At 73.1% G+C, this 21,167-nt stretch carries 16 protein-coding genes; 10 read left to right on the top strand and 6 right to left on the bottom strand.

Features of this window, described 5'->3' with window-relative positions; translation table 11 throughout:
• The first annotated feature begins 113 nt into the window (after positions 1–113).
• Entirely contained in the window at positions 114–2,837 is a 2,724-nt protein-coding gene (adhE, locus tag V5D56_RS17595; protein ID WP_435736565.1) for a bifunctional acetaldehyde-CoA/alcohol dehydrogenase, read from the top strand.
• A gap of 78 nt (positions 2,838–2,915) precedes the next feature.
• Here the strand turns inward: adhE and V5D56_RS17590 are convergent, their stop codons facing one another.
• Together V5D56_RS17590 and V5D56_RS17585 are read right to left on the bottom strand one after the other, a co-directional pair.
• Positions 2,916–3,560, bottom strand: a complete 645-nt coding sequence (locus V5D56_RS17590; protein ID WP_435739068.1) for a response regulator — start codon at positions 3,558–3,560, stop codon at positions 2,916–2,918.
• An 83-nt stretch (positions 3,561–3,643) separates the two neighbouring features.
• Positions 3,644–4,870, bottom strand: a complete 1,227-nt coding sequence (locus V5D56_RS17585) for a sensor histidine kinase (protein WP_435736564.1) — start codon at positions 4,868–4,870, stop codon at positions 3,644–3,646.
• 176 nt (positions 4,871–5,046) lie between these two features.
• Between V5D56_RS17585 and V5D56_RS17580 the strand changes: the two genes are divergently transcribed.
• The 4 genes from V5D56_RS17580 to ligA all read left to right on the top strand — a co-directional run bounded on the left by V5D56_RS17580 (position 5,047) and on the right by ligA (position 9,603).
• The gene (locus V5D56_RS17580) at positions 5,047–5,472 is read left to right on the top strand and encodes a hypothetical protein (protein WP_435736563.1); all 426 of its coding nucleotides are present in this window, start codon (positions 5,047–5,049) and stop codon (positions 5,470–5,472) included.
• The gene (locus V5D56_RS17575) at positions 5,469–6,467 is read left to right on the top strand and encodes a hypothetical protein (RefSeq protein WP_435736562.1); all 999 of its coding nucleotides are present in this window, start codon (positions 5,469–5,471) and stop codon (positions 6,465–6,467) included. The genes V5D56_RS17580 and V5D56_RS17575 overlap by 4 nt, the downstream gene beginning before the upstream one ends.
• Positions 6,464–7,060 (top strand): M15 family metallopeptidase, encoded by a 597-nt coding sequence (locus tag V5D56_RS17570; protein WP_435736561.1) that lies wholly within the window; start codon positions 6,464–6,466, stop codon positions 7,058–7,060. The genes V5D56_RS17575 and V5D56_RS17570 overlap by 4 nt, the downstream gene beginning before the upstream one ends.
• A 194-nt stretch (positions 7,061–7,254) precedes the next feature.
• Entirely contained in the window at positions 7,255–9,603 is a 2,349-nt protein-coding gene (gene ligA, locus V5D56_RS17565; RefSeq protein ID WP_435739067.1) for an NAD-dependent DNA ligase LigA, read from the top strand.
• A gap of 64 nt (positions 9,604–9,667) precedes the next feature.
• Here the strand turns inward: ligA and V5D56_RS17560 are convergent, their stop codons facing one another.
• Positions 9,668–10,594, bottom strand: coding sequence for a dihydrodipicolinate synthase family protein (locus V5D56_RS17560; RefSeq protein WP_435736560.1), 927 nt, complete (start codon positions 10,592–10,594; stop codon positions 9,668–9,670).
• A complete protein-coding gene (locus tag V5D56_RS17555; protein ID WP_435736559.1) occupies positions 10,591–12,843 on the bottom strand; it encodes an MMPL family transporter in 2,253 nt (750 codons plus the stop codon). Before V5D56_RS17555 ends, V5D56_RS17560 begins: the two co-directional genes overlap by 4 nt.
• Before the next feature lie 133 nt (positions 12,844–12,976).
• On the opposite strand from V5D56_RS17555, the gene V5D56_RS17550 reads away from it, so the two are divergent.
• Positions 12,977–13,594 (top strand): TetR/AcrR family transcriptional regulator, encoded by a 618-nt coding sequence (locus V5D56_RS17550; protein WP_435736558.1) that lies wholly within the window; start codon positions 12,977–12,979, stop codon positions 13,592–13,594.
• A 10-nt stretch (positions 13,595–13,604) separates the two neighbouring features.
• Here the strand turns inward: V5D56_RS17550 and V5D56_RS17545 are convergent, their stop codons facing one another.
• Positions 13,605–14,273, bottom strand: a complete 669-nt coding sequence (locus V5D56_RS17545; RefSeq protein ID WP_435736557.1) for a ThuA domain-containing protein — start codon at positions 14,271–14,273, stop codon at positions 13,605–13,607.
• 76 nt (positions 14,274–14,349) lie between these two features.
• Positions 14,350–15,531 carry an ROK family protein gene (locus V5D56_RS17540; RefSeq protein ID WP_435736556.1) on the bottom strand — a complete coding sequence of 394 codons (1,182 nt, stop codon included), beginning with the start codon at positions 15,529–15,531 and terminating at the stop codon, positions 14,350–14,352.
• A gap of 386 nt (positions 15,532–15,917) precedes the next feature.
• Here V5D56_RS17540 and V5D56_RS17535 point away from each other — a divergent pair, with 386 nt between their 5' ends.
• The 4 genes from V5D56_RS17535 to V5D56_RS17520 all read left to right on the top strand — a co-directional run bounded on the left by V5D56_RS17535 (position 15,918) and on the right by V5D56_RS17520 (position 20,913).
• Positions 15,918–17,438: a sugar ABC transporter ATP-binding protein gene (locus V5D56_RS17535; protein ID WP_435736555.1), complete on the top strand. Its 1,521-nt coding sequence runs from the start codon at positions 15,918–15,920 to the stop codon at positions 17,436–17,438.
• Entirely contained in the window at positions 17,435–18,475 is a 1,041-nt protein-coding gene (locus tag V5D56_RS17530; protein WP_435736554.1) for an ABC transporter permease, read from the top strand. Before V5D56_RS17535 ends, V5D56_RS17530 begins: the two co-directional genes overlap by 4 nt.
• 86 nt (positions 18,476–18,561) lie before the next feature.
• Positions 18,562–19,623 (top strand): substrate-binding domain-containing protein, encoded by a 1,062-nt coding sequence (locus tag V5D56_RS17525; protein ID WP_435736553.1) that lies wholly within the window; start codon positions 18,562–18,564, stop codon positions 19,621–19,623.
• Positions 19,624–19,740: 117 nt separating this feature from the next.
• A complete protein-coding gene (locus V5D56_RS17520; protein WP_435736552.1) occupies positions 19,741–20,913 on the top strand; it encodes a Gfo/Idh/MocA family protein in 1,173 nt (390 codons plus the stop codon).
• Positions 20,914–21,167: the final 254 nt, after the last annotated feature.

The following is a 21,167-nucleotide window of genomic DNA, read 5'->3' as shown; positions in this document are numbered from 1 at the left end:
CGAGCGACTTGTGAAAGTCTTCACAAGTAGAGACCGCCGAAGGAGCCGGGGCATCCGGCCCTGGCAGCACCCGCGGCCCGTCGCCCGGCCAGGCCGGGCTCCGGAGGGGACGCATGAGCGCGAAGGGCGCGAGCACGAAGGTCGCCGAGACCCGACAGGACGAGGTTCGCACCCGCACGACCGAGGAGATCGACGTCCTCGTCGAGCGGGCGCGCAAGGCCCTCGACCGGTACATGAGCCTCACGCAGGAGGACGTGGACCGGATCGTCCTCAAGGCGTCCGTGGCGGGGCTGAGCAAGCACGGCCACCTGGCACAGATGGCCGTCGCCGAGACCGGCCGCGGGGTCTTCGAGGACAAGGCGACGAAGAACATCTTCGCGTGCGAGCACGTGCCGAACTCGATGGCCCGGCTCAAGACCGTCGGGGTCGTGGGGCGCGACGAGCTCACGGGCGTCGTCGAGATCGCCGAGCCCGTCGGCGTCGTGTGCGCGGTCACCCCGGTGACCAACCCGACGTCGACCACGATCTTCAAGTCGCTCATCGCGCTCAAGACGCGCAACCCCGTCGTGTTCGCGTTCCACCCGAGCGCGCAGCGCTCCTCGGTCGAGGCGGCGCGCGTCGTGCGCGACGCCGCGGTCGCGGCCGGGGCGCCCGACGACTGCATCCAGTGGGTCGAGCACCCGTCGATCGAGGCGACGAGCACGCTCATGCACCACCCGGGCGTCTCGCTCATCCTCGCGACGGGTGGCAACGGCATGGTCCGCGCCGCCTACTCGGCCGGCAAGCCCGCGCTGGGCGTCGGCGCGGGCAACGTCCCCGCGTACGTCGAGAAGAGCGCCGACCTCGGCCGGGCGATCAACGACGTCGTCATGTCCAAGGCCTTCGACAACGGCATGGTGTGCGCGTCGGAGCAGGCGCTCCTCCTCGACGACGTGATCTACGACGACGCGATGCGCGAGCTCGACCGGCTGCACGCCTACCGCGCGACGCCGCAGGAGAAGGCGATGCTCGAGCGCCTGATCTTCGGGGTCGAGGCGAGCGGGACGAGCTGCGGGGGAGCGAGGCTCAACCCGAAGGTCGTCGGGCAGTCGCCGGTGTGGATCGCGCGCGAGGCCGGCTTCGAGGTGCCCGACGACACGTCGATCATCCTCGCGGAGATCGACGACGTCGGGCCGCAGGAGCCCCTGAGCCGCGAGAAGCTCACGCCCGTCCTCGCCGTGCTGCGCGCGCGGGACACCGAGCACGGCATCACGCTCGCCGAGCGCATGGTCGAGCTCGACGGGCTCGGGCACTCGGCCGCGATCCACACGTCGGACGAGGCGCTCGTCGAGCGGTACGGGTCGCGCGTCAAGGCGGTGCGCGTGCTGTGGAACAGCCCGACGTCGCTCGGCGGCATCGGTGACATCTACAACGCGCTCGTGCCGTCCCTCACGCTCGGCTGCGGCAGCTACGGCGCCAACTCGGTGTCGAACAACGTCTCCGCGGTCAACCTCATCAACGTCAAGCGGATCGGACGACGCAACAACAACATGCAGTGGTTCAAGGTCCCCGCGAAGACGTACTTCGAGCCGAACTCGATCCAGTACCTCGCCCAGATGCGCGACGTGCACCGCGTCACGATCGTCACCGACAAGGTGATGCACCGCATCGGTGTCGTCGACCGCCTGCTCGACGTCCTCGCCCGCCGCGAGGAGCGCGTCGCGATCCAGATCATCGACGACGTCGAGCCCGAGCCGAGCGTCGGGACCGTGAACCGCGGCGCCGCGTCGATGCGCGACTTCGAGCCCGACACGATCGTCGCGATCGGCGGCGGCTCGCCGATGGACGCCGCGAAGGTCATGTGGCTGCGCTACGAGCACCCGGAGATCGAGTTCTCGGACATGCGCGAGAAGTTCTTCGACGTGCGCAAGCGGGCCTACAAGTTCCCCGAGCTGGGAGAGCGGGCGAAGCTCGTGTGCATCCCGACGTCGTCGGGCACGGGCGCCGAGGTCACGCCGTTCGCCGTCATCACCGACGAGGAGACGGGGTTCAAGTACCCCCTCGCCGACTACGCGCTCACCCCGACCGTCGCGATCGTCGACCCGGTGCTCACCGAGACGATGCCCGCGAGGCTCGCGGCGGACTCGGGATTCGACGCCCTGACCCACGCGACCGAGGCGTTCGTCTCCGTCTACGCCAACGACTTCACCGACGGGCTGTGCCTGCAGGCCATCAAGATGGTCTTCGAGAGCATCGAGGAGTCCGTCACGCGCGGCTCGGCCGCGCCGAAGGCCCGCGAACGGATGCACAACGCCGCGACCATCGCGGGCATGGCGTTCGGCTCGGCGATGCTCGGGATCGTGCACGCCATGGCGCACACCGTCGGCTCGACGTTCCACCTCGTGCACGGTCGCACCAACGCCGTGCTCCTGCCGCACGTGATCCGCTACAACGGCCAGGTCCCGACCAAGCTCACGAGCTGGCCGAAGTACGAGCGCTACGTCGCCCCGGAGCGCTTCCAGCAGATCGCGCAGCACCTCGGCCTCCCGGCCGCCACGCCGGAGGAGGCCGTCGAGTCGTACGCGCGCGCCGTCGAGGAGCTGCGCGCGAAGGTCGGCATCGAGCCGACGTTCGCCGACCAGGGCGTCGACGAGAACGCCTTCATGATCCGCCTCGACGAGCTCGCCCTGCGCTCGTTCGAGGACCAGTGCGCGCCCGCCAACCCCCGCATGCCCGTGCTGGAGGACATGCGCGACATCCTCGCCGCCGCCTACCGCGGCACGAGCCGCGAGGAGGTCCGGGCCGCACGCCTCGCGGCCGACCGTGAGCGGGCCGAGGAGGTCGTGCCGGCCGGCTGACCCGCCCGCCGGCCACAGTCACCGTGCCCGACGACGCGCGTCCCCTCGCGTCGTCGGGCACGGTCATGTCCGCGCGGCTCAGGCGCGGTCGCCCGGGCGGACCAGGCCCGCCTCGTACGCGAGCACGACGAGCTGGACACGATTCGTCAGCCCGACCTTGGTGAGCAGCGAGCGCACGTGACTCTTGACGGTCGCCTCGGTGAGGTGCAGCTCGGCCCCGATCTCGCGGTTCGACAACCCGCGCGCGACCGCGAGCAGCACCTCGCGCTCGCGCGGCGTCGCGCTGTCGAGCCCGCCCGTCGCGCCTGCCCCGTCGTCGGCGCCGCCGCCCGCGAGCGGCGTGTGCCGCGCGAGCTCGACGTACGTCGAGATGATCCGTCCCGTCACGGCCGGGTCGAGGAGCGAGTCGCCCGCACGGACGCGGTGCACCGCGTCGACCAGGGTCTGCGGGTCGGCGTCCTTGAGCAGGAAGCCCGCGGCCCCGGCACGCAGTGCGCCGTAGACGTACTCGTCGTCGTCGAAGGTCGTCAGGACGAGCGTGCGCACCCCCGCGAGGTCCGGGTCGGCGGCGATGCGCGCCGTCGCCCCGATCCCGTCGAGGCGCGGCATGCGCACGTCCATGAGCACGACGTCGGGCCGTACGGCGCGCGCCATCGCCACCGCTGTCTCCCCGTCGCCCGCCTCGCCGACCACGGTGACGTCCGGCTCGTTGTCCAGGATCATGCGCAGGCCGAGCCGGATCGTCGCCTGGTCGTCGACGACGACGACGCGCACGGGGTCGACGGTCGGCCCGCCCGGGTCCGTGCTCACCGCACGCCCCGGGGGAGCGTGGCCTCGACGAGCCAGCCGCCACGACCGTCCGGCCCGGCGGTGAGCCGTCCCCCGGCCGCGGCGGCACGCTCGCGCATCGAGGACAGGCCGAAGCCGGTGCGCCCCGACGGGTCGTCGGGCAGCGGCGGGCCGGCGTCGTGGACCCGGACCGCGACGTCGGCGCCGGTGGCGGTCACCGTCGCGATGACGTCGCGGGCGAGGGAGTGCAGCAGCACGTTGGTCAGGGCCTCCTGGGTGATGCGGACGACGGCGAGACCGGTCTCGGCGCTCGTCGTCGGCCACGGTTCGGGCAGGGTGAGCGCGACGGCGTGGCCCGCGTCCGTGAGGCGGCGTGCGGCCGCGCGGAGCTGGTCGGCGGTGTCGTCGTCGGTCCCGGGCGTCGGTGCGAGGGTCGCGACGCCGTCGTCGAGGGCGTCGTCGCGGCGGAGCACGTGCACGACGGAACGCATCGAGGTCAGCGCGCGCTTGCCCTCGTCGGTGATCCAGCGCACCGCCTCGCGCGGCGCCTCCGGCTGGTTCGCGGCGACGCGGTCCGCGGCCTGCGCGCGCACGACGATCGCCGACACGTGGTGCGCGACGACGTCGTGCAGCTCGCGCGCGATGCGCGTGCGTTCCGCGAGGACCGCCTGCTCGGCGAGCTCGGCCTGCAAGGCCTGGAGCTCGGCGTTGCGCTCGCGCAGGGTCTCCGACGTCACGGCCAGGCGGTGGAAGAACACCCCGGCGGCGACGGGGACGAGGACCAGGGCGAGGACGACGAGGTATTCCGAGGGCGACCGGACGATCCAGAGGGAACCCGGGACGACCGAGAACGGCGGACGGAAGCCGGGGCGTTCGAAGAGCAGGAGCGACCAGCCCGAGACCGTGCTCGCGAGCGCGACGAGCGGCCACGGCACCGCGCGCGACCGGGTGGCCCCGAAAGCGGCCACCATCAGCGGGACGAGGTGGAAGTAGGACTGGAGGGTCGTCGGCTGGACGAGCGGGTAGAGCATCGCCGTCGCCCAGAAGAGCGGCCCCGGAACGACGCGGCGCAGCGCCAGCGTGGCGACGATCCAGACGCCGGCGATCTCGTAGGACTCGATCCAGCGTGGGTACCAGTACCCGCCGTGCCGCATCACCGTGATCACCGTGAACCACGCGGCGCCCGCCGCGAGGGCGACCGCGAGGTCCTGGGCCCAGACGGGCAGGCGGGAGGCGGACGGCACGGCCCCACGGTAGCGGGCGGGTCGCGGCCGCGGGACAGACCTCGGGCGGGGGCGCGGGCACGGTCGTCTCCGCCCCAGGGCGGAGATCGCGTGCCGGTGCCACGCCCTCGGGCGAGGTCCACGACCGCTCCCTGGGCCGATCCGCGGCAGCGCCGCTGCGTGGGACGCTCTCGTCCATGCCGCGAATCTCCGAACCGGTCCTCGCCCGGACCGTCACCTACGGCGTCGTCTGCGTGCTGCTCGCGACAGCGGCGGCAGGGGTCGAGGCCTGGCCCCTGACGTCGTACCGCCTCTTCAGCGGGGTGCGCACCGATGCCCGCACCGCGCTCGAGCTCGTGGCCGTCGGCGTGGACGGCCCGACCGTCGTGCGACCCGACCCCACCCACCCCGTCCTCGCCACGACGACGTACCGCTACGACGACCTCGCCCCCGCGTCGCCCGCCGAGCGTGAGGAGCTGGTGCGTGCCTGGCTCGACACCGCGGGGATCGATCCCGCCGACGTCGCGTCCGTGCGGCTCGACCGTGTGCGCAGCACGCTCGACCCCGAGACCCTCGAGTGGACCGAGGTCTCGCGCGAGCCGGTGCTCGAGGTCCTGCCGTGAGCGCCCGCAGCACGCGCGAGATCGACCCGCACGTCGCGACGTCGACCCACCGAGGGTCGATCTCGCGCGCACGGGTCGATCTCGGTCGAGGACCCGGTCGTGCGCTGGGGCGGGGGTTCGCACGGGTGGTCGACGGCGTGCGGGGCGTCGACCGCCGGCTCCTCGCCCCGGTGCCCTGGTACCGGCTCGTCGAGGTGCACACGCTCGTCGCGGTGGTCGTCGGCGTCCGGCTCGTCACGCGCGACTGGACGCTCGTCGCGGACCGGCCCGCCGCGCTCACCGGCAGCCCGACCGTCCTGGCGTGGCTGCCGGTGCAGGCCCCGGTCGCGCTCCTGCTCGCGGTCCAGGTCGTGGGGATCCTCGGGGTCGCGCTCGTGCTCGCGGGCGTCCGGACGCGCACGGGCTTCGCCGTCGCCTGGGTCGCCTACCTCGTCCTGACCGCCTTGTGGGGGAGCTCCGGCAAGGTGATGCACAACGACGTCCTGACGGTGACGGTCGGCTTCGTGCTGCTCTTCGCCGCGCCGCCGGCGCGCGGGACCGCGCACGGCGAGGAACCGGCGCGCACCGGGTGGACCGTGCGCGCGGCGCTCGCGGTCGTCGCGTGCGTGTACTTCCTCACCGGGGCGCAGAAGCTCGCGCACAGCGGGCCGTCGTGGGCGCTCGGCGACTCCATGGCGTGGATCCTGCGGCAGGGCGCCTCGCCGTTCGGCGAGGGGTTGACGCGGGTCGTCGCCGACCAGCCGCTGCTCACGCGCGCGCTCGCGACCGGGGCGCTGCTGCTCGAGCTCACGGCTCCCGTGTGGCTCGCCGTGCGGGTCACCCGCATCCCGTTCGTCGTCGCGGTGGCGGCGATGCACGCGAGCATCTGGGTGTTCCTCGGCCTCGACTACTCGGCCTGGGTCCTCACCGTCGCGGCCGTCGCCGTCCCGCTCGCTCTCGCCCCGGGCCGGCGCCTCCTGCCCCGCCCGAGACCGACCGAGGAGGTCCCGCGATGACGCTGCGAGACATGCCGGTGCTGGCCCACCCGGCGCGGACCACACCGGGGACCACGCGGTCCGCACGACGACGGCGCGTCGGCCGGCGGGTCTACGCCGGGTCGGTCGTCGCGGGCCTGGCCGCGTGCGCGGTCGCCGTCGTCCAGCTCGCCTCCGCGCCGTCGGACCAGGTGGACGGGTCGGTGGCGGCCACGGCCGGGACGGCGCCGGTCGCGGCGACGGGGCTCGACCCCGGGCTCCAGCAGCGGTTCGACGACGCCCGGGCCGCGGCAGCCGCCGACGGTGTCGAGCTGCGGATCACGTCGGGGTGGCGCACGGCGGACGAGCAGCAGCGGCTCGTGGACGAGGCGGTCGAGCGGTACGGGTCCGTCGGGGAGGCGCGGCGGTGGGTCCTGCCGCCCGAGTCGTCGGAGCACGTCGCCGGCACCGCGATCGACGTCGGGCCGACCGAGGGCGCGTACTGGCTCCAGCAGCACGGCGCGGACTTCGGGCTGTGCCAGACGTACGCCAACGAGGTGTGGCACTACGAGGCCGTGACCGAGCCCGGCGGGGTGTGCCCTCCGATGCACGACGACGCGTCGCACGGCTGGTGACCGCACGGGTACCGCAGCAGGTGGGTACCGCAGGCGGGACGAGCGGCTCACCGGCCGGTGGGGCGTGACGCGAACGTGTCGGCGGTTCGCGCGATGATGTGCGGGTGACCGAGAGCATCGACGCGACCGACCTGCCGACCGGCGACGTGACCGACCTGCCGACCGGCGACCCGGCGACCTCTGCCCGCGCCGTCGTGCACGGGGCCGGTTCCGCGGCCGGGCTCGACGAGGTGGCTGCGCAGCGCCGCTGGTCCGAGCTCGTCGCGCAGATCGAGGCGGACCAGCGCGCGTACTACGAGGAGGACCAGCCGGTGTCCTCGGACGCCGAGTACGACGCGCGGATGCACGAGCTCCAGGCGCTCGAGGCGGCGCACCCCGCGCTCGTGACCCCCGAGTCGCCGACGCAGCGCGTCGGCGGTCGCGCGGCGGCCGGGTTCGCGACGGTCGAGCACCTCGAGCGCATGCTCTCGCTCGACAACGCGTTCAGCGAGGAGGACCTCGCCGCCTGGGCCGCGCGCGTGCACCGCGACCTCGGTGTGCCCGCCGACGCCGGCGTCGAGTACCTGTGCGAGGTGAAGATCGACGGGCTCGCCATCGCGCTGCTCTACGAGAAGGGTCGGCTCGTGCGCGCCGCCACGCGCGGCGACGGCCGCGCCGGTGAGGACGTGACCGCGAACGTCCGCACGATCGGGTCGATCCCTCAGCAGCTCGCCGGAGACCCCGCGACGCACCCCGACGTCATCGAGGTGCGCGGCGAGGTGTTCATGGGGGTCGAGGACTTCGCCGCCCTCAACGAGCGTCTCGTCGCCGCCGGGCAGGCGCCGTACGCCAACCCGCGCAACACCGCGGCCGGTTCGCTGCGCCAGAAGGACCCGGCCGTCACGGCGAGCCGCAACCTGCGCATGTACGCGCACGGCGTGGGCGCGCTGCAGTGGGAGGAGGGCGAGCACGCCGACCTCGAGCGGCAGTCCGCCGCGTACGCGCTGTTCGAGCAGTGGGGCGTGCCGGTCTCCCCGCACACCCGCGTGGTCGCCGGGCTCGACGAGGTCATGGAGCGGATCGCGTACTTCGGCGAGCACCGGCACGACATCGAGCACGAGCTGGACGGCATCGTCGTCAAGGTCGACGAGCTCGCGCTCCAGCGCCGGCTCGGCGCGACGAGCCGCGCACCGCGGTGGGCGATCGCCTACAAGTACCCGCCCGAGGAGGTCAACACGCGCCTCCTCGCGATCCAGGTCGGCGTCGGCCGCACCGGGCGCGCCACGCCGTACGCCGTCATGGAGCCGGTCAAGGTCGCGGGCTCGACCGTCCGCCAGGCCACGCTGCACAACCAGGACGTCGTCCGGGCCAAGGGCGTGCGCATCGGCGACATGGTCGTGCTGCGCAAGGCCGGCGACGTCATCCCCGAGATCCTCGGCCCCGTCGCGGCGCTCGCGGACGACGGGTACCCGCGCGAGGAATTCGTCATGCCGGCGGACTGCCCCGAGTGCGGCACGCCCCTGCGCCCCATGAAGGAGGGCGACGTCGACCTGCGCTGCCCCAACGCCGAGTCGTGCCCCGCGCAGGTCCGGGGCCGCGTCGAGCACATCGGGTCGCGCGGAGGCCTCGACGTCGAGGTGCTCGGCGAGGTGACGGCGGCAGCCCTCACGCACCCGCTCGAGCCCGCGGAGCCCCCGCTCGCGACGGAGGCCGGGCTGTTCGAGCTCAGCGTCGAGCAGCTCGTCCCGATCCGCGTCGTCGTGCGCGACTCCGAGACCGGACTGCCCCGCGAGTTCGACGGCACGGGCGAGCCCGCCGAGATCACGATGCCCGACGGCTCCACCGCGACGGTCAAGACCGTCTGGCCGTTCCGCAAGCGCCGCAAGCTCTCCAAGGCCGCCGAGCGCGCGGCCGTGGAGGCGGGGGAGCCGCTGTTCGAGGCGTCGACGAACGCGACGAAGCTCGTGGAGGAGCTCGAGCTCGCGAAGACCAAGGACCTGTGGCGCATCCTCGTGAGCCTCAACATCCGGCACGTCGGCCCGGTCGCGGCGCGCGCGCTCGCCGACTGGTTCGGGTCTCTCGACGCGATCCGCGCCGCGTCGCGCGACGAGCTCGCGGCCGTCGAAGGGGTCGGCCCCGTGATCGCCGACCAGGTCGTCGAGTGGTTCACCGTCGGCTGGCACGTCGAGATCGTCGAGCGGTGGGCAGCGGCGGGCGTCCGGTTCGAGATCCCGGGTCACCCGGGGCCGGGCAAGGCGGAGGCGCCCTCCGGTCCGCTCGACGGGCTGACGGTCGTGGTGACCGGGGGGCTCGAGGGCTTCAGCCGCGACGGCGCGAAGGAGGCGATCGTCGCCGCGGGCGGCAAGTCCTCCGGCTCGGTCTCCAAGCGGACGGACTACGTCGTGGTCGGCGAGAACGCGGGCTCCAAGGAGACCAAGGCTCGGGACCTCGGCCTGCCGATCCTCGACGAGGCGGGCTTCGTCGCGCTCCTCCAGGGCGGTCCGGACGCGGTCGCGCACCTGGTCGCGGCGGAGAGCGCGGACGACGCGGGCGACGTCGGCTGACGGCCGGTCGCCGTCCCGCGCGTCGCGGCGTCGCGGAGGCCCGCGCGCACGGGCACCGCGTCGTTCACGCGGCGCTCGGGACGACCGGGCGCCGGGCGACGAGCGCGTGGAGCACGGCGACCTGCTCGGCGGTCGCGGGCCGCGACGGGCCGCGCGGCGGCGCCGTCGGCACTCCCAGGGCCGTCGCGAGCGCGTGGAGGCTGCTCACCGGACGCATCCGCTGGAGCTCCCGGACCACCTCGAGGAGCCAGCGCAGGGAACGCTCCGTCCCCGGGTCGGGGCGTCCAGCCGCCCGTGCGCGCCGGACGGCGACGTACTCCTCGGGAAGGAGCGCGGCGACGCCGGTGTGCCAGGCATCGGCGACGTCAGCGCTCTCGACCAGCGCCGGGTCGCCGCTCAGCCCGAGGCTCATGCGGTGCTCGCCCAGTGCGGCGCGCAGCTCGTCGAGGCGCGCGCCCGACCGCCCCGGCAGCACCGCGGGATCCTTGAGCGCCAGGACGCGCGCCGTCGTCGCGAGCTGCGACAGGACGTCGGGCGAGACGTCGTACCCGGTCTGCAGCGGCTTGTTGTAGAAGCACACCGGCACGTCGACCGCGTCCGCCACGGCCCGGAAGAGCCCGATCACCTCGGCGTCGACGAGCGGCAGGTAGGAGAAGGGCGCGAGGACGACCCCGCTCGCCCCGCCCTCCTGCGCGGCGCGCGCGTGCCGGACGACGTCCCGCGTCGACGCGCCGCTCACGGCGACGTGGACGGGGAGAGGGCGGTCGCCCGAGGCCGCGGACTCCACGGCCGTCCGCACGACGGCGGCCCGCTCGGCGGGGTCGAACGTCACGCCCGCCCCGGACGACGCGAGGACCGTCACGGCGTCCACCCCGGCCGACGCCGCCCCGCGCACGAGGCGCGCGAGCGTGTCGAGGTCGGGCGCGTCGTCGGGCGTGAGCGGCGTGATCGGGTAGGCGAGGAGCCCGTGGAAGGGGTTCGGACCGGTCATCGGCCCACTCTCTCAGGCATGGAGCGGCGGACGGCGGACGCGTCCACGCCGACCGGTCCCGCCGCACCCTGCCGAGGCGGCACGCTCTCGTCGAGACCGAGGCGGCGGTGCCAGCGCGCGAGCGGCGCGGGCGCCCACCACGCGGCGCGACCCGCGAGGCGCATCGAGGCCGGTACGAGGACGCCCCGCACGATCGTCGCGTCGACGAGCACCGCCAGCGCCATCCCGATGCCGAGCTGCTGGAGGAACGTGACCTCGCTCGTCGCGTAGACGGCGAACGACGTGGCGAGCACGAGCGCGGCGGCCGAGACGAGGGGCCCCGACCGCGCGATGCCGCGCGGCACCGAACCGGTGAGGTCGCCCGTGCGGTCGTAGTCCTCCTTGATGCGGGCGAGGACGAAGACCTCGTAGTCCATCGACAACCCGTACGCGACGCAGAACATGAGCAGCGGGATGCTCGGCTCGATCGTCCCGGTGGGCTCGAACCCGAGCGGGCCCGAGAGCGCGCCCTCCTGGAAGCCCCACACGAGGACGCCGAACATCACCGTGAGGCTGAGCAGGTTGAGGACGGTCGCCCTGACCGGGGCGACGACCGATCCCGTCATGAGGAACAGCACGACGAACGTGACGACGGCGATCAGCCCCGCGACGAGAGGCAGGCGCTCGACGACCCCGTCGCGGTAGTCGGTCAGCTCGGCGGGCGACCCGCCGACGAGCGGGGTACCGAGCTCGTCGGGGACGTCGACGGCGCGGACGTCCGCGACGAGCCCGGTGGGGTCGGCGCCGAGACGCTGCCCGGTGGGGACCACCGAGAGCCAGGTGCCGCCGCCGGCGAGCGGTGCGAAGCGTTCGGAGCTCCCCGGCCCTGGCCCGGCGACGTGCTCGCCGCCGGCGTAGGTGCCGGTCGCGGCGTCGACGCGCAGCACTCCGGGGACGGCGGAGAGAGCCGTCGCGTAGCCGTCGAGCGCCGTGGCCCCGGCAGGGGCGCCGGGCAGCGCCACCTGCAGCGCGTCCGCCTCCTCCGTCGTGTAGTCGGCACGGATCGTGTCGTACATGTCCCGCACCGCGTGCTGACCCGCGAGGACGCGGTCGTCGGGCGCCCCGAAGACGGTGCCGAGAGCGGGGGCGCCGAGGAGCAGGAGGGCCACGAGCCCGGCCCCGCCGGCGAGGACCGGTCGGCGCATGACCGCTCGCGCCGTCCTCGCCCAACCCTGCCCCGGCTCTCGCGCGTCGTCGCGGCGCCGGACGCCGTCGCCGAGCAGCAGCAGGACGGCGGGCAGGACCACGACCGAGGCGGCGACGGCAGACGCCACGACCGCGATCCCGGCCCACGCGAACGAGGACAGGAACGGGAACGGGAAGACGAACAGGACGGCGAGCGAGGTGGCGACGGTGACACCGCTGAAGACGATCGTCCGTCCGGCGCCCCGGACCGCCCGCGCCGTGGCGGCACGCGCGCCATGACCGGCACGCAGCTCCTCGCGGAACCGGTAGACCATGAACAGCCCGTAGTCGACGCCGAGCCCGATGCCCATGACGAGGGCGATGTTCGACGCGAAGGTGGACACCTCCGCGAAGGTCGTGACGACGCGGAGCAGCGCGAGCGTCCCGACGACGGTGAGCACCCCGGTCACGAGGGTCGCGAGCGCCGGACCGAGGCGTCGCAGGACGAGCCACAGGAGGAGCCCGACGAGCGGCAGGATCACGAGCTCGGCGCGCAGGAAGTCGGTGCGTGCCTGCTCGGCGACGACGCGGAACACCTCGTCCCCGCCGCCGAGCGTCACCGAGACGGTGTCGGCGGCGGATGCGGGGGAGACGAGGCGCTCGAGCTCGGGCAGGACCGTCCGGCGCACGTGGTCGGCGTCGCCCGGGACCCAGGCGAGGACGAGGCCCGAGGTGCGGTCCTCGCTCGCGAGGGTCGTCGGAGCGCCGTGCTCCCAGGCGGACCGGACGTCACCGACCGCCGGGTGCGCCGCGAGGCCCGCGGCGACGTCCTGCGCTGCGCGCGCGACGTCGGGGTCGTCGATCGTCCCCGAGCTCGCCTCGACGAGCACCGCGACGTTCGGGGTCCCCGTGCCGAGTCGCGCGAGGGCCTCCCGGGCGGCGACGGACTCGGAGCCGGGCGCCTCGTAGCGGTTCAGGGACAGCGCGTCGATCGTGCCGGCGGCGACGACGCCGAGCGCGACGAGCAGGAACGCGGCGGCGAGGGCGACGAGGCGGGGCGCGCGGGTGACGAGTCGGGCGATCACGGGTTCTCCTCGGGGTCAGGGCCGGTGCTACCGTGAACGCGAGCCATCGCTCGCATCCACCGCGAGCGACGATACGAGCAAACGCTCGTGTTTGTCGAGACCCTCTCGGCGGGCACGGGGCGAGGAGGGCACGATGACCGCGGACGGGGTGCGCCGGCAGGCGAGGGGCGAGCGGAGGATCGCCCAGATCCTCGACGCCGCCGCGACGGTGCTGGCGCGCGACGGCTACGAGGGCGCGACGACCAACGCGATCGCACGCGAGGCGGGGATCTCCCCGGGGTCGCTCTACCAGTTCTTCCGCAACAAGGAGGAGGTCGCCGCTGCCCTCACCGTGCGCTACACGACCGAGCTGCGTGCGGCCCAGGCGCGGTCGCTCGAAGGCCTCGACCCGGGGGCGATGTCCTGGGACGCCCTGGTCGGGCGGGTCCTCGCGCCGCTCGTGGCGTTCAACGCCGAGCGGGCGGGCTTCAAGGCGCTGTTCGCCCGTGCCGACATGCCTCCCGCGCTGCGCGAGGCGACCGCGCCGCTCCACGACGCCCTGCAGGGCAGGGTCGCGCAGATCCTCGCCGTCCGCTCACCGGAAGCCGACCCGGACGAGCTGCGCCGCGCGGCGGTGGTCGCGATCCAGCTCGTGAGGGGGATGATGCCGCTCGTCGTCGCAGCCTCGGGCGACGAGCGGGACGCTCTCGACGCGGAGATGCGCCGCGCCGTCGTCTCCTACCTGTCCGGCCACCCGGCGCTCGGCCGCTGACGCGGGGCCGTCACCGGCTCGCCCAGAGGATGCCGCGCTCGACGATCGTGCGGACGGCCGGGACCTCGAGGTCGGCGAGCTGGTGGCCGGCGGTCGAGACGAAGACCCGGCCCTCGCCCCACTGCCGCGTCCACACGGCGGGGCAGACGACGGGCTCGCGCCAGGGGTCGCCGTCGCGCGGGCGGATCGTCGTGGTCGCGAGCACGTCGTTGTAGGAGTCGGTGAGGACCCAGTACTGCTCGGAGTGCAACGAGATCGCGCCGTCGAGGCCCGCGACGATCTCGTGGTCGGCGCGCTCGGGAACGATCTCCACGGTGTGGTCGACGAGGTCGTGCGCGTGCGCGGCGAACTGGCCACCGACCATCTGCAGGTAGTCGGTCGCGAGGCGGAACGAGTCGATGATGCCGCCGTGCCAGCCGGCGAAGCCCGTGCCGTTCGCGACGGCGGTGCGCAGGCCGCGCATCTCGTCCGGGAGGATCTCGCCCATCGTCCAGCACTGGACGACGAGGTCGAGGTCGGTCATGAACCGCGTGTCCGCATAGGCCTCGAGAGAGCCCTCGAGCGTGACGTCGTAGCCCGCCTCTTCCAGGAACGGGACGAACAGCTCCGCCGCCTCCTCTGGCGCGTGCCCGGGCCAACCGCCTCGGACCACGAGCGCCCGACGGTTCCGCTCGGTCATGATTCCTCCTCGTGCATCGTCACACTCGCCGTTCTCGGAAGGTCGCCCACGTCGGCGCCGGCCGACGACCGACGCCTCAGCCGACGAGTGCGTCGATCGCTGCGGGAGAGAGTACGTGATCGACCGCCATGGCGCTGGCACCGAGCACGCCCGCCTGGCCGCGGGCCTGCGACGTGACAATCCGCAGGTGCTGCGTCGCCAGGGGGAGGGAGCGCTGGTAGACGATCTCCCGGATGCCGGCGATGAGGTGCTCGCCGGCCTCGGCCACGATGCCGCCGATGACGATGAGGGAGGGGTTGAGCAGGCTCACGCACGCCGCGAGCACCGAGCCGATGTCCCGTCCGGCCTGGCGTACCGCCTGGCTCGCGGTGAGGTCGCCCGCGCGGACGAGCGCCACGACGTCGGCGCTGGTCCGCGCGTCCAGGCCGGCGGCCGTGAGGATGCTCGCGACGGACTGCCCGCTGGCGACGGCCTCGAGGCACCCCACGTTGCCGCAGCGGCACGGGACGTCGGCCGCGCTGGGGACCGCGACGTGCCCGATGTCGCCGGCGGCGCCCTGCGCGCCGCGTCGCAGCTCGCCGTCGGCGATGATGCCCGAGCCGATGCCGGTGGCGACCTTGACGAAGAGCATGTCGGTGACGTCGGGCCAGGCCGTGCGGTGCTCGCCCAGCGCCATGATGTTCACGTCGTTGTCGACGAGGACCGACGCGTCGAAGCGCTTCGCGAGGATGCCCGGCACGTCGACGTCGTCCCACGAGGGCATGATCGGCGGGTTGATGGGCCGGCCCGTGGAGTGCTCGACCGGGCCCGGGAGGCCCACGCCGACGCTCACGAGGTCGTCGATGCTGCGACCGGTCGTCGCGACGAGCTTCTCGCCCGTCTCGGCGACCCAGGACAGCACGACGTCCGGCCCGTCCGCGATCGCGAGGGCGGCGTCGGTCTCCGCGAGCACGTTGGACGCGAGGTCCGTGACGGCGAGGCGCGCGTGGGTGGCGCCGAGGTCGACGGCCAGCACGATGCGCGCGCCCGGGTTGAACGCGAACGTCACCGGGGGGCGCCCGCCCGTCGAGCTCGCTTCACCGGCGGGGGCGATGAGGCCCGAGGACATGAGGAGGTCGATCCGCGCCGCGATCGTCGATCGCGCCTGCCCGGTGATCGACGCGAGGTCCGCGCGCGTGCGCGGCTGGCCGTCCCGGAGCAGCTGGAACATGTCTCCGGCGCCCGTCGGACGCGGGGCGAACTTCAGGAGCTCCTCCATGAGCACAGTGAACCACGAAGCCTCTCGACAGCCGTCCGTGTCGACGGCGACTCTGACGTCTTTTGCTTGACGATCGACAAAAGATACCCTACCGTCCGTCAGTACGGCGACACCGAGGTCGCCGCGCTCCGGGCCGCGCGCGTGTCCCCCGGTAGCCCGCAGCCGCACCGTCGCCGCGCGAACGGCCCCGAACTGCCGATGTCGACACCTCTCACCCCTGCATCCGCGCACGTCCCACCGTCTCGACGGGCCTCTCCTCCGCGGCCGCCGGGGATCGTGCAGCCGACCGGGTCCAGAGAACTTTTGTCGGTAACAGTCCGGTAACGCGGGTGAATCTCCCGGACTTATGATTGACGCTCGGCAAAAGATGCCCTAGGTTCAGCCACATGGTCAGAGCAGACCCCCACCAGCCGTTCCTGCAGATGCAGGGCATCGTCAAGGTCTTCCCCGGAGCGCGAGCGCTCGACGGGGTCGACCTCGAGATCCTCCCCGGTGAGGTCCACTGCCTCCTCGGTCAGAACGGCGCCGGCAAGTCCACGCTCATCAAGGTGCTCGCCGGCGCCCACCAGCCGACCGAGGGGCAGATCCTCCTCGACGGGGAGCCCATCAACATCTCCGACCCCGTCGCCGCGCTGCGGCACGGCGTCGCGACGATGTACCAGGAGCTCGACGTCGTCGACGGTCTGACCGTCGCCGAGAACGTCTACCTGGGCCACGAGCTCTCCACGCTCGGGTTCTCCCAGCGCCGCGAGGCGGTACGCCGCACGCGGGACATCCTCAAGCAGCTCGGCCACTCCGAGGTCTCGCCCAACCAGGAGGTCGGGAACCTGTCCGCGGCCGGGAAGCAGATCGTCTCGATGGCGCGGGCACTGTCGCACGACGCGCGCGTCATCGTCATGGACGAGCCGTCCGCGGTGCTCGACTCCGAGGAGGTCGCGAACCTCTTCCGCGTCGTCAAGGAGCTGACGAAGGCGGGCGTAGCCGTCGTCTACATCTCGCACCGGCTCGAGGAGATCCGCGAGATCGGCGACCGCATCACCGTCCTCAAGGACGGCCGGACCGTCGCGCAGAACCTCCCGGTCTCCGAGACGCCGACGCAGAAGCTCATCACCCTCATGACGGGGCGCTCCGTCGAGTACGTCTTCCCCGACTCCACCGAGCTCGCCGACGACGCGCCCGTCGTGCTCGACGTCGCGGGGCTGAGCCTGCGCGGCACGTTCGAGGGCGTGTCGCTCCAGGTGCGCGCGGGGGAGATCGTGGGCCTCGCCGGCCTCGTGGGGGCGGGCCGCTCGGAGATCATCGAGACGATCTACGGCGCTCGCCGCGCGACGGCGGGCACCGTCACCGTCGACTCCAGGAAGCTGCGCGCCGGCTCCGTGGCCTCCGCCGTGGACGCCGGGATCGGCCTCGCGCCCGAGGAGCGCAAGAGCCAGGGACTGCTCCTCGACGAGCCGGTCTACCGCAACGTCACCCTCTCGACGTTCTCGCGCTTCGCGCGCTTCGGCTTCCTCGACGAGAGCGCCGAGCGCAAGGCGGCCACGGAGCAGGCCGACTCGCTCGAGCTGCGCCCCGCCGGGGTCGACCGCGCGATCCGCACCCTGTCGGGCGGAAACCAGCAGAAGGCGATGCTCGCGCGCTGGCTGGTCCACGGCTGCCGCGTGCTCCTCCTCGACGAGCCGACGCGCGGCGTCGACGTCGGCGCGCGCGCCGAGATCTACGCCCTCATCCGCAGGCTCGCCGACGAGGGTGCAGCCGTCGTCGTCGTGTCCAGCGAGATCCCCGAAGTCCTCGGCCTCGCCGACCGCGTCCTCGTCGTCTCCGAGGGTCGGGTCGTGCACGAAGGGCCCACGAGCTCCATCGACGAGCACCAGGTGCTCGACATGGTCATGGAAGGAAGTGTCGCGTGAGCGAGCAGCAGGTGTCGGCATCGGTGCCGACGGGAAAGCCGGACGCCGACGAGTCGGCCCGGGTCGAGAGGGCCGCGAGCGAACGCCGCAAGGGCGGGTTCATGTCCGGGGCGGCGGGTCGCAACATCGGCCTCGTCGTCGCGCTGCTGCTCCTGTGCGTCGTGGGCTTCGCGACGGGCGGCGAGCGGTTCCTGAGCGTCAGCAACCTCATGACGATCCTCAGCCTCGGGTCGGTCACCGGCGTCCTGGCGATCGGCATGACGTTCGTCATCACGACGGGCGGCATCGACCTGTCGGTCGGCTCGGTGCTCGGGCTGTCCTCCGTCTGGGCGACGACGCTCGCGACCCAGTCGTACGGGTGGGTCGTCATGGTGATCTGCGCGCTCGCGGTCGGCGTCGGGGCCGGGCTCATCAACGGCGTGATCATCGCGTACGGAAAGGTCGTGGCGTTCATCGCGACGCTCGCGATGCTCGTCGCGGCACGTGGCCTCGCCGAGCTCATCGCGCAGAAGCGCACGCAGCGCGTCGATGTCGCCGCGTTCAACGACGTCTTCAAGGGAAACCTCGTCGGCATCCCGAAGATCGTGTGGATCTTCGCGATCGTCGCCGTGCTCGGCTGGTTCCTGTTCAACCGCACGACGTTCGGCCGCCGGACGGTCGCCGTCGGCGGCAACGCCGAGGCCGCGCGCCTCGCGGGCATCAAGGTCAAGCGCCACCTCGTGTACGTGTACGCGCTGTCCGGGCTCGCCGCGGGCATCGCCGGCGTCATGATCCTCGCCCGCACGAGCGCCGGCTCCTCGACCAACGGCCTGCTCCTCGAGCTCGACACCATCGCCGCGGTCGTCGTCGGCGGCACGCTCCTCGCGGGCGGTCGCGGCACGATCGTCGGCACGGTCCTGGGCGTCCTGATCTTCACGACGCTGACCAACGTCTTCATCATCAACAACATCGACAGCTCGGTCCAGCAGATCGCCAAGGGCGTGATCATCGTCGGCGCGGTGCTGCTCCAGCAGCGCCTCTCCCGGCGGACCACCTAGCTCGTCGTACGACCCAGCAGCGCCCGGCACCACCCACCACATTTTTCGCAGAGTTCCTCCAGCAGGACAGCATCGAAGGAGATCCCATGTCCGCACGTACCACCCTCCGCCGCCGCATCGCGCTCGCGACGGTCTCGGCCGCCTCGATCGCGCTGGTCGCCGCAGCCTGCACGTCGAACACCCCGACCGCCGAGGAGACCGGCGACGGGGGCGGCAGCGCGAACGAGGCCGTCTCCGACAACGACGCCGCGGGCGACGAGATCGTCATCGGCTTCTCGGCCCCCGCCGCCGACCACGGCTGGATGGGTGCCATCACCACCGCCGCGGAGGCCGAGGCCGCCGAGTACGAGGACGTGGAGCTCCGCGTCGCCGACGGCACGAACGACGTCAACGTCCAGATCAGCCAGATCGAGGGCTTCATCAACGACGAGGTCGACGCGATCGTGCTCCTGCCGTTCGACGGCGCCGCGCTCACCGACGTCGCCACGCAGGCGATGGAGGCCGGCATCCCGGTCATCAACGTGGACCGCGAGTTCACCAGCCCGTTCGCCGCGCGCTCCACGGTCCTCGGCGACAACTACGGCATGGGCGTGTCCGCCGGCACCTACATCTGCGAGCAGCTCGGCGACAACCCGGACGCCGTCGTGGCCGAGATCCAGGGCATCGCGTCGCTCCCGCTCACCCAGGACCGCAGCCAGGGCTTCGCGGACGCGCTGTCCGACTGCGGCCTCGAGGTCGCGACGCAGGTCCAGGGCGACTTCACCGTCCAGGGCGGCGAGGCGGCGACGGCCAACCTGCTCCAGGCCGAGCCGCAGATCGACGCCATCTGGAACCACGACGACGACCAGGGCATCGGCGTGCTCTCCGCGATCGAGAACGCGGGACGCGACGAGTTCTTCATGGTCGGCGGTGCCGGCTCGAAGCAGGTCATGGAGCACATCCAGGCCGGCGACTCGGTCCTGCAGGCCACGGTCGTCTACCCGTCGACCCAGGCTGCTGACGGCATCAAGCTCGCCCGCCTCGTCGCGCACGAGAAGAGCATGAGCGACCTCGCCTCGTCGGGCGTGCCCCGCACGGTCCAGCTCTTCGCGCCGGTCGTCACCGAGGAGAACGTCGAGCAGTACCTGCCGAGCGCCTTCGACTCCTGATACCGAGCCAGACCAGCAGCACGCGGATCGCGCCCACGGTCCGCCCGGGGTGATCACCCGGCCGGACCGTGGGCGCGCGTACGTCTCGCGCACTCGATGCGCACGGAAGGAAACGTCATGGCAGGAAGCAACGGCGCGCAGCTCGGCGTCGGCATGGTCGGGTACTCGTTCATGGGGGCAGCGCACTCGCAGGCATGGCGTACCGCCCCCCGGTTCTTCGACCTCCCCCTCGAGCCGCGCATGCGCGTGCTCGGCGGGCGCAACCCCGGGGCGGTCAAGGCCGCCGCGGACCGTCTCGGGTGGGAGTCCACCGAGACGAGCTGGCAGGCTCTCGTCGCACGGGACGACGTCGACCTCGTCGACGTGTGCACCCCGGGCGACACCCACGCCGAGATCGCGATCGCGGCGCTCGAGGCCGGCAAGCACGTGCTGTGCGAGAAGCCGCTGGCGAACACGGTGGCCGAGGCGGAACAGATGGTCGCCGCGGCGGAGGCGGCCGCGTCGCGCGGCCAGGTCGCGATGGTCGGGTTCACCTACCGTCGCGTCCCCGCCATCCAGCTCGCGCGGCGGCTCGTGACCGACGGCCGCATCGGCACGATCCGGCACGTGCGGGCGCAGTACCTGCAGGACTGGATCGCGGACGAGAACGCCCCGCTCTCGTGGCGTCTCGACAAGACCAAGGCCGGCAGCGGTGCGCTGGGGGACATCGGGGCGCACGTCATCGACCTCGCCCAGTTCATCACGGGCGAGCGGCTGACGAGCGTGTCCGGCCTGCTCGAGACCTTCGTGACGGAGCGCCCCGTCGCGACGGAGTTCGCCGGGCTCGCGGGCCAGGGCGGCGACGAGCGCGGCCCGGTCACGGTCGACGACGCCGCGATCTTCCTCGCGCGCCTGTCCGGTGGTGGCATCGGCACCTTCGAGGCGACGCGCTTCGCCTACGGGCGCAAGAACGCGATCCGCCTCGAGATCAACGGCTCCCGGGGGTCGCTCGCGTTCGACTTCGAGGACATGAACGTCCTGCACTTCTTCGACGCGGCCGAGGACGCCGTGACGGCAGGGTTCCGCCGCATCGTCGTGACGGAGCCCGAGCACGCGTACGTCGGGAGCTGGTGGCCCGCGGGGCACGGTCTCGGGTACGAGCACGCGTTCACCCACCAGGTGGTCGACCTCGTCGAGGCGATCGCGTCGGGCTCGCAGCCGTCGCCGACGTTCGCGGACGGTCTCGCGGTCCAGCGAGTGCTCGACGCGGTCGAGCGCAGCGCAGCGTCCGGAGGCTGGGTCGAACCCTGACCGGGGGACGACCGAGCGGGCCCGACACCGACCGGCGTCGGGCCGGCCACCGGGAACTACTGGAAGATGCCGGAACCCCCGGACCCGCGACGCCGCGGGTCCGGGGGCCGGTCGGACGAGAGGAGGTCGCGGGCCGCGACGGAGCGGCCGACGACCGGCGGGCCATGCTGCCCGCCGACGGTCCCGGGACTCGGCAACGCAGGCCGACGACGCCGCCCCGGGCGGAGCGCAGCACTGTTCCCCATCTCGACGAG

Origin of the sequence: Cellulosimicrobium sp. PMB13 (assembly GCF_051294865.1) — a bacterium.
Lineage (GTDB): Bacteria > Actinomycetota > Actinomycetes > Actinomycetales > Cellulomonadaceae > Cellulosimicrobium.
Note: the sequence above shows the minus strand (reverse complement) of the source record. Positions and strands in the feature narration are given on the sequence as shown.